The following is an 8,926-nucleotide window of genomic DNA, read 5'->3' as shown; positions in this document are numbered from 1 at the left end:
GGTTGCTATGATCATATTCATTATATACCCAAAGTAATTGGAGTTGCAGGTAGGCAGCCAGCAAACTCATCCCGATGAGCGCACGACGGTAAGTGATTCGGGTGAGCGCGCGTAGCTAACAACCCTGCGGCTTCAAGTCCGAAGGGTATAGTTATAAATCCCTGGCGGTAGCACCAACTGCCAGGCAACCTCTGCGGCTTTTTCTCGTCCGAGCAGTAAAAAAACAATCTTTAGCGCGAAATCAATGGATGTGCCTGGCCCCTGGCTGGTAACCAGATTGACTCGACGGTCATAAACAACGCGTTGATTCATCCATTTAGTCGGATCAATTTTATCTTTCAATGCCGGAAAACCGGTCATATTGCCAACCGGGAATAACTTGTGATGCTCAAGCACTAAAGCGGGGGCGGCACAAATAGCAGCTACTAATCGACCCTCGTTATGGGTTTGGCGTACCATCTCTACCAGTATAGGGCTGTCGCGAAAACACTCTGCCCCCTTAATACCACCGGGTAGTACTACCACATCAAACTCTTGATCCGTGACATCCACCAGTCGGGCATCGGCCAGCAAACGGACGCCGCGTGAGCACACTATTTCTAATGCCCCATCACTGGCGACACTGGCTGTCGTGACCTTAATACCGGCGCGCACCAGAATATCAATCGTGGTGACGGCCTCGGTTTCTTCGCTACCAGGAGCCAGGCAAACCAGCGCCGATACGCTCATACTCATTTTCCTTACGTCTAATTAAGTCATACAACCGGGTATTCTCAGGTAAAACCATGCCGTGGTGGCGGGCACGTTGCAGTAAATAACCGGTAATGTAGTCGATTTCGGTATGCCGCTGACAGCGTAAGTCTTGCAGCAGTGATGAGATATTATCTGCCGTACTCTGGATAACATCATTAACATAGCCGAGCAGGCTTTCTGTTGAGGTATGGTAGCCCTCCATTTCCATCACACTGGCCACTTCAGCACATAATGTTTCAATGAGTTCAGGATAACGCTGCAAGTCACCATTGCGGCAGTTATACAAGCCGGTAAGCGGGTTAATCACGCAGTTTACCGCCAGCTTATGCCAACAGGCCGCTGAGATATCGTTATGCCAGGCCACATCCGGTAGCGCCTGATGCAATACATCGGCCAGATGGCTGATATCGGTTGCGGTCGGTGAGGTTGGGCCGATATGAGTAATCCCACTGGCGATATGGACAATCGTGTTACCGTCATGACGTGCGGCATGGGTGGTGACACCTTGCAGGATAGTGAACTCATTGCGCGGTAATTCTTGATCCGCCCCCATGCCATTATGCAACAGCAAAATTTTGCATTTAGGGTTAAGTTTGGGCAGCAGCACCGTGACCGCGCTGGACACCTGCCACGCTTTTAGGCACACCAGCAAGAGATCACTTTCCCACAGATGCTCTGGATCATTGGTGGGGAGGTTCTGATTGAATGCCTCACCATTGAGTGTGATGACATTGACGGAACAAAAGGGGCGTGGTACGCGAAGCCAGCCTTGTACATCGTGGCCTTGTTGGTATAACGCGGATAACCATAACTGCCCGAGAGCTCCGCAACCAAGCACAGTAATTATCATTGAGACCTCCTTGGTATCAGCGGACAACACACGGTTTATTTCTAAGTATTATGCCTTGATTATAAACTTTTTAGTCATTAAACGTAGGCTTAGCCGCCATATGGCGTGAGTTAAGTCATTATCAACGGCTTGGCTTTGTCTACGGCGATAAAGCGGTTATTATGCTCACCATTCATCTTATCAGGAGGAGGGAACATGCCATCTTTCGACATCGTATCTGAAATTGATATGCAGGAAGTGCGTAACGCAGTTGAAAACGCCACCCGTGATCTGGCGAACCGTTGGGATTTTCGTAATATTCCGGCAAGTTTTGAGTTAAATGAAAAGAACGAAAGTATCAAAGTCGTCAGCGAATCTGATTTTCAGGTTGAGCAGTTGTTGGATATCTTACGTGCTCAATTGAGCAAGCGTGGTATTGAAGGTGCTGCATTAGAAATCCCGGAAGAGATGGAGCGCAGTGGGAAAACCTACAGTGTGGACGCCAAACTAAAGCAAGGTATTGAAAGTGCGCAGGCTAAAAAGCTGGTTAAGCTGATTAAAGACAGCAAACTGAAAGTTCAGGTTCAGATTCAGGGCGAACAAGTTCGGGTTACCGGCAAAGCGCGTGATGACTTGCAGGGCGTGATGGCATTGATTCGTGGCGCTGATCTGGGCCAGCCGTTCCAGTTCAATAACTTCCGCGATTGATTTATAGCTAAGGCAGGTACAAAAGCCTATATCACTTTTGTACCTGCTTTTGTTTATATCGCGTTGACTAGCGCTTCTAGCTGGTTACGATTGGTTTTTTTGGTATCGACTTTAACGTAAGCACTGCGCTCGTCTCTCACCACGACTGCTTCCGTGACACCCGGTTGCGCCTTGATTCGCTCCTCCAGAGCCGAGTCTTTTACCGCCAGCTCAGACAAGGTAATTCGCAGGCTACTGACATAAGGGGGTTCTTGCATGGTGGCACTCACGCCAAACCACACCAGGGCGATAGCCGCACCGCCAGCAAATACCATACTTGCCCCTTCCATACCAAACAGCCAGCCACCCAAGCTGCCACCAATAGCCACACCAATAAACTGGCTGGTGGAATAAATCCCCATAGCCGTCCCTTTATAACCGGCTGGCGACTCTTTGCTGATCAATGAGGGGAGAATTGCTTCCATCACATTGAAAGCAATGAAAAATAGCTGTACACCTGCAATAATAATCCACAGTTGTTGCCCCGCAGACCACAATACAACTTCGGCGGCAAACAACACGGCGACGCAGCCCATAAAGACCTGCTTCATGCGGCGTTTAACTTCAGCATAAATAATAAACGGCACCACGGCGGCGAAGGAAACCAACATCGTCACCAGATAGACAACCCAGTGTTGGGCAGGGGCTAATCCTGCACTTGCCATCATTTGTGGCAAAGCCACGAAGCTCGACATCAATAAAATGTGCAGGCACATGATGCCAAAATTGAGTTTGAGTAGCCGGCTGTTGTTGAGCACTTTGCTCACACTGCCTTTGACGATACTGGATTCGCGATTAAGCACATGGTTATCGGCGTTCGGCACCACTGCCAGAGTGATGATGATGCCTAACAAGGCCAGAACAGCAATTCCCCAAAACAGCGCTTGCAGGCCAAAGGCGTGAGTCACGATTGGCCCAAGCACCATTGCGATAGCAAAGGTGATGCCGAAGCTTACGCCAATAAAAGCCATCGCTTTGGTTCGGTTTTGCTCACGAGTCAAATCAGACAGCAACGCCATGACTGCGGCGGCGATAGCTCCAGAGCCTTGCAGCGCGCGGCCCAGAATGATGCCCCAAATGGAATCACTCATGGCTGCAATCACACTGCCAAGAGCGAAAATTAACAGGCCACCGACGATCAATGGCTTGCGACCTATGCGGTCAGAAACCAAGCCGAAGGGGATCTGGAAAATGGCCTGGGCCAGCCCGTAGATACCGATTGCAATGCCGATCAGCGCTTCGCTGGCACCGGAAAGCGCCATACCATAAGTGGTGAGAACCGGCAAAACCATGAACATGCCAAGCATACGCAAAGAGAATACCGTACCCAGCCCCCAAGTTGCCCGAAGCTCTAGCGGGGTCATTTTATTGTCGTTCATTACCACCTCAAAAAAACATTCTGCGCCATTGTAATGATGTTAGGGCCAGTGGGTAAATCTATTGATGTTTAGAATGTATTACAGGGGCGGTTTAGCAGGGTAGGGCAGAAATAAAAAGTGGCTGATAAGACAGCCACTTTAATATCAATACGAATGGTGTTACCCGATGTAAGTCAGTAATCCAGCCGAGGAAGGAACATTGAAATCAACCGACATCATGACGCTCAATGACGTAATAGCAATGATAGAGAATACAAAGAGTTTTCTCGCCCAAACGCTGTCATTGGTCGCTTTGTAGCCGCGCAGCGCCATACCCAACCACCAGACACTGACCGCAGCAGCGACAACCAGGTATTTGTAACCGGCATAGCCACTTAAGGTCAGCATCAAGGTGGCGACCATAAATGCCAAGATATAAAGGGTAATATGGTTTTTGGTGACCGATATGCCTTTTATCACCGGCAGCACCGGAATGTTGGCGGCTTGATAATCCTTAAAGCGGAAAATCGCGATGGCGTAGGAGTGCGGCATCTGCCACAGGCTGAAAATCAGCAGTAAAATCAATGCACCCATATCGAACTGACCGGTTACTGCACAGTAACCAATCACTGGTGGAGCGGCACCTGACAGGCTGCCGATCAACGTACCGTAGACTGATTTGCGTTTCATGTAGAGGCTGTAAACCCCAACGTAGATAACGAAACCGATGACTGCCAGCCACATGGCTAATGGATTGGCAGCCACGTAGAGCAGTAACATGCCAGCAATACCCAGTACGGATGCGTAAATCAGGCTCACTTTCGGATCAATAAGCCCTTTGACCAGGACACGATTCTTCGTTCTCTCCATGATGCGGTCGATATCACGATCGATATAGTTGTTAAATACGCACCCGGAGGCAACAACTAACGAGACACCGAACAGGGTGGCGAGAAAAAGGGGGTAATCAATCACGCCTTTGGAAGCGAGGAGAAATCCCCCAACGACAGAAATTAAATTGCCGAAAATAATTCCTGGTTTAGTTACTTGCAGGTATTGCTTAATCATCACATGCAGCTCTTCAGTCAACCATCATATTGATGTTGAGGTTGTACATAATCCAGAGTGAGCCCACTACAACGATTGCGATAATCATAGCGGTGAACAGGAACGCCACCAGATTCCAGCGTTCTTCAGACTTACCATTCATATGCAGGAAGTACACTAAGTGAACGATAATCTGCACTACAGCTAAACCGACCACCGTGGCCAGAATAGTGGTATGAGAAGCGGTACCGCTCATCACCATCGCAAATGGAATCACAGTCAGAATGACCGACAAAATGAAGCCGATAAGATATGACTTCAAGCTACCGTGGCTGGCTCCACCGTGAGTCGTTGTTGAATGACTAGATGTTGGATGGCTCATCACATAGCTCCTAACAGATAGACAACGGTGAATACGCAGATCCAGACCACATCCAGGAAGTGCCAGAACAAGCTCAGACACATCAGGCGGGTACGGTTAGTTTCATTCAGGCCGCGTTTTGCAACTTGAATCATCATAATGATGATCCAAACCAGGCCTGCGGTAACGTGAATACCGTGGGTGGCAACCAGTGCGAAGAAGCTGGACAGGAACGCACTGCGATCCGGGCCATAGCCTTCAGCAATCAGGTGATGGAATTCATAGATTTCCATTGCCACAAAGCCCAGACCGAACAAGAAGGTCAGACCCAACCAGGTGTTGACCTGGTTTTTATGGCCTTTGTTCATGCCCAGCATCGCGATGCCGTAAGTAATACTACTGAACAGCAACAGGAAGGTTTCAACCAGAACAAAGTTCAAGTCGAAGATATCCCGGCCTGAAGGGCCGCCAGCTGTCCCGTTTACCAGCACTGCATAAGTTGCGAACAACGTCGCAAACAAAATACAGTCGCTCATCAGGTAGATCCAGAAGCCGAAGACTTTCGTCGCTCCTGCATCGTGATGCCCATGCTCTGCATGGGCGACGTTATGGTTAGTCAGAGTTTCAGTTGACATGATTCACGCCTGCTTTGCTGATTTGTTCATGATGAAGATCTTCAATGCGCTCCACTTCTGCAACCGGCACATAGTAATCAACATCCTCGTCGAAGCTTTTCACAATCCAGGTCACAATCATACCGACGAAGCCAACGATGGCCAGCCACCAGATGTACCAGATCATGGCAAAGCCGAAGATCAAGCTGAAGCCAGCAATAATCACACCTGCACCGGTATTCTTCGGCATGTGGATTTCTTCGTATTTCGCTGGGCGTTTGTACGCTTCGCCTTTCTCTTTCATATCCCAGAATTCGTCACGGTCAGTCACTTCAGGTACAACGGCGAAGTTATAGAACGGCGGCGGGGAAGAGGTAGACCACTCCAGCGTACGGCCACCCCACGGGTCACCGGTCAGGTCACGATTTTGTTCGCGGTCACGAATACTGACGAACACCTGAATAACCTGGCACAAGATACCGCAAGCAATCAGTACAGCGCCCCCAGCGGCCACCATCAACATTGAGTGGAACTCAGGGTTGATATCCTGGCTCAAACGACGGGTCATGCCCATAAAGCCCAGTACGTACAGCGGCATAAAGGCAACGAAGAAGCCGATAATCCAGAACCAGAAGGCACGGATACCCCATTTCTCGTTTAGCGTAAAGCCAAAGGACTTAGGCCACCAGTAAGTCAGGCCAGCGAAGCAACCGAACACCACACCACCAATAATCACGTTATGGAAGTGCGCAATCAGGAACAGACTGTTATGCAGCACGAAGTTTGCACCCGGAACCGCCAGCAGAACCCCGGTCATCCCACCGATAGAGAAAGTGATGATGAAACCAATGGTCCACAGCATTGCTGAGTTAAGCTGAATACGGCCTTGGTACATAGTAAACAGCCAGTTGAAGATTTTCACCCCAGTTGGGATAGAAATAATCATCGTCGCGATACCGAAGAAGGCGTTAACGTTGGCACCTGACCCCATAGTAAAGAAGTGGTGTAGCCAAACAATAAACGACAGCACGGTAATCGCGATGGTGGCCCACACTAAAGAGGTGTAACCAAACAAGCGTTTTCTGGAGAAGGTCGCGGTCACTTCGGAGAACACACCGAACACCGGCAGAACCAGAATGTACACTTCCGGATGGCCCCAGGCCCAAATCAGGTTGATGTACATCATCATGTTGCCACCCATATCATTGGTAAAGAAATGGGTGCCAAGGTAGCGGTCCAGCGTCAGTAACGCGACGGTCACAGTCAGGATCGGGAAAGATACGATAATCAAAATGTTGGTGCAAAGTGCCGCCCATGTGAAGACAGGCATCTTCATCATCGACATGCCTGGCGCACGCATTTTCAAAATAGTGGCGAAGAAGTTAACACCGGTCAGCAAGGTACCTAAACCCGAAATCTGTAGACTCCAGATCCAGTAATCGACCCCGACACCTGGGTTGTACTCTTTACCTGACAGTGGCGGATAGGCCAACCAACCGGTTTGCGCGAATTCACCGACCCCCAGAGAGATGTTAATTAACACCACCCCGACGACAAAGAACCAAAAACTCAGGGAGTTCAGGAACGGGAAGGCAACGTCACGAGCACCGATTTGTAGCGGTACGACCACGTTCATCAAGCCCACTACGAAAGGCATCGCCATGAAGAAAATCATGATAACGCCGTGAGCGGTGAAAATCTGATCATAGTGATGAGGCGGCAAGAAGCCTGCCTCACCAGCAGAAGCAAGTGCTTGCTGACTGCGCATCATGATGGCATCGGCAAAGCCACGCAACAGCATGACCATGGCGACCAGAATGTACATGATACCGATTTTTTTATGGTCAACCGAGGTCAGCCATTCGCTCCATAACCATTTCCATTTGCCGAAATAGGTCAGAGCGGCGACTAATCCCAGCCCACCCAGAACAATCGCAGCAACGGTAACCATAACGATTGGTTCGTGTAGCGGAACCGCATCAAGTGTTAATTTTCCCAACATCGTTTATTCCTCGGCTCCGGCGTGAGCGGCGTGTTCGCCCATATCCATGCCCTGACTCATATCCATGCCTTTATGCATGTCATCGCCTTTTTGGTGCATGTTCATATCGCCCATAAATTTGCCAATGATTCCTTTAAACATCTCCGGCTTGACGCTGGAGAAATACTCAACCGGGTTATTTTCGCTCGGTTCAGCCAGTTTATTGAAATCCTCAGTGGTATTCAGGGTATTTGGCGATTTTTTCACTTGTGCAACCCACTGGTTGAAGTCTTCCTGCGTCGGTGTTGCGATTGCAGTAAATTTCATACCAGAGAAGCCCTTACCGCTGAAGCTGCTGGAAATACCATTGTATTTACCGGCTTCATTGGCAATCAGATGCAGCTTGGTTTGCATCCCGGCCATCGCATAAATCTGCCCGCCTAACTGGGGAATAAAGAACGAGTTCATTACTGAATTAGAGGTGATTTTAAAATTCACCGGAACATCAGTAGGGAAAGCCAGTTCATTTACTGTAGCAATACCTTGTTCTGGATAAATAAATAGCCATTTCCAGTCGAGGGAAACCACTTCAATGGTAATCGGTTTTTTACCGGCCACTTCAATCGGTTTAAACGGGTCAAGTTCGTGGGAGGTTTTCCAGGTTATCGTTGCCAAAATGGCGATGATAATGATTGGAACAGCCCAGACAACAAGCTCAATTTTGTTGGAATGGGACCAGTTTGGGGTGTAGGTCGCACTTTTGTTGGACGCGCGGAACTTCCATGCAAAAGCGAACGCCATAAAAATAACCGGAACAACGACGATCAGCATCAAACCGATAGCAGTAAGTATCAGTGTTTTCTGTTCGACTCCGATTGCGCCTTTGGGGTTCATCAATACCATATCGCAACCACTGAGCATTACCGTGGCGGCTAATAAAGACAACATCCCCATATTTTTAATGTATTTCTTAAGTCTCATCTAACGACCTCAATTACAAAAGGGCTCTATTGTCGTTTCATGTGTGCGGGCATTTTACGGGAAGGTTGCAAGACTGTAAACATGCTTAAGATTGTGTCAGCGGCTTGTTGACACTTTATGTTAAGGGGGTCACAGATGTTACTCTACGTGACAATTTACTAATGGCAACAATATGTTGGCGATAGTGTCAGGTATGGAAACCGTGGATGTTAAGGAAAAATAACGTTAATTACGCTTTTATTCGTGGTAAATACT

At 48.8% G+C, this 8,926-nt stretch carries 9 protein-coding genes; 1 reads left to right on the top strand and 8 read right to left on the bottom strand.

Going from position 1 to position 8,926, the window contains the following annotated elements; all coding sequences use genetic code 11:
* Positions 1 to 132: 132 nt before the first annotated feature.
* Positions 133 to 729, bottom strand: coding sequence for a protein deglycase YajL (yajL, locus tag YALDO0001_RS11700; protein WP_042839889.1), 597 nt, complete (start codon positions 727 to 729; stop codon positions 133 to 135).
* The gene (gene panE, locus YALDO0001_RS11695; RefSeq protein WP_042546642.1) at positions 692 to 1,603 is read right to left on the bottom strand and encodes a 2-dehydropantoate 2-reductase; all 912 of its coding nucleotides are present in this window, start codon (positions 1,601 to 1,603) and stop codon (positions 692 to 694) included. Before panE ends, yajL begins: the two co-directional genes overlap by 38 nt.
* Before the next feature lie 195 nt (positions 1,604 to 1,798).
* Here panE and YALDO0001_RS11690 point away from each other — a divergent pair, with 195 nt between their 5' ends.
* Complete coding sequence (locus YALDO0001_RS11690) at positions 1,799 to 2,290, top strand: YajQ family cyclic di-GMP-binding protein (protein ID WP_004703396.1); 492 nt, start codon at positions 1,799 to 1,801, stop codon at positions 2,288 to 2,290.
* Positions 2,291 to 2,343: 53 nt separating this feature from the next.
* On the opposite strand, the gene YALDO0001_RS11685 is transcribed toward YALDO0001_RS11690, so the two are convergent.
* From YALDO0001_RS11685 to cyoA, 6 genes are all read right to left on the bottom strand, one after another.
* Entirely contained in the window at positions 2,344 to 3,708 is a 1,365-nt protein-coding gene (locus YALDO0001_RS11685) for an MFS transporter (RefSeq protein ID WP_004703395.1), read from the bottom strand.
* A gap of 159 nt (positions 3,709 to 3,867) precedes the next feature.
* Positions 3,868 to 4,755, bottom strand: coding sequence for a heme o synthase (cyoE, locus tag YALDO0001_RS11680; protein ID WP_004703393.1), 888 nt, complete (start codon positions 4,753 to 4,755; stop codon positions 3,868 to 3,870).
* A 13-nt stretch (positions 4,756 to 4,768) separates the two neighbouring features.
* Positions 4,769 to 5,116, bottom strand: a complete 348-nt coding sequence (locus tag YALDO0001_RS11675) for a cytochrome o ubiquinol oxidase subunit IV (protein ID WP_042839888.1) — start codon at positions 5,114 to 5,116, stop codon at positions 4,769 to 4,771.
* Positions 5,116 to 5,730 carry a cytochrome o ubiquinol oxidase subunit III gene (locus YALDO0001_RS11670; protein WP_005163525.1) on the bottom strand — a complete coding sequence of 205 codons (615 nt, stop codon included), beginning with the start codon at positions 5,728 to 5,730 and terminating at the stop codon, positions 5,116 to 5,118. The genes YALDO0001_RS11675 and YALDO0001_RS11670 overlap by 1 nt, the downstream gene beginning before the upstream one ends.
* Positions 5,720 to 7,711 (bottom strand): cytochrome o ubiquinol oxidase subunit I, encoded by a 1,992-nt coding sequence (gene cyoB / locus YALDO0001_RS11665; protein ID WP_004703389.1) that lies wholly within the window; start codon positions 7,709 to 7,711, stop codon positions 5,720 to 5,722. The genes YALDO0001_RS11670 and cyoB overlap by 11 nt, the downstream gene beginning before the upstream one ends.
* 3 nt (positions 7,712 to 7,714) lie before the next feature.
* Positions 7,715 to 8,671, bottom strand: a complete 957-nt coding sequence (gene cyoA, locus YALDO0001_RS11660; protein ID WP_004703387.1) for a cytochrome o ubiquinol oxidase subunit II — start codon at positions 8,669 to 8,671, stop codon at positions 7,715 to 7,717.
* Between the last annotated feature and the right edge of the window lie 255 nt (positions 8,672 to 8,926).

It is taken from the genome of Yersinia aldovae ATCC 35236, from assembly GCF_000173735.1.
Classification (GTDB): domain Bacteria; phylum Pseudomonadota; class Gammaproteobacteria; order Enterobacterales; family Enterobacteriaceae; genus Yersinia; species Yersinia aldovae.
This window is presented reverse-complemented; position numbering and strand designations above follow the sequence as displayed.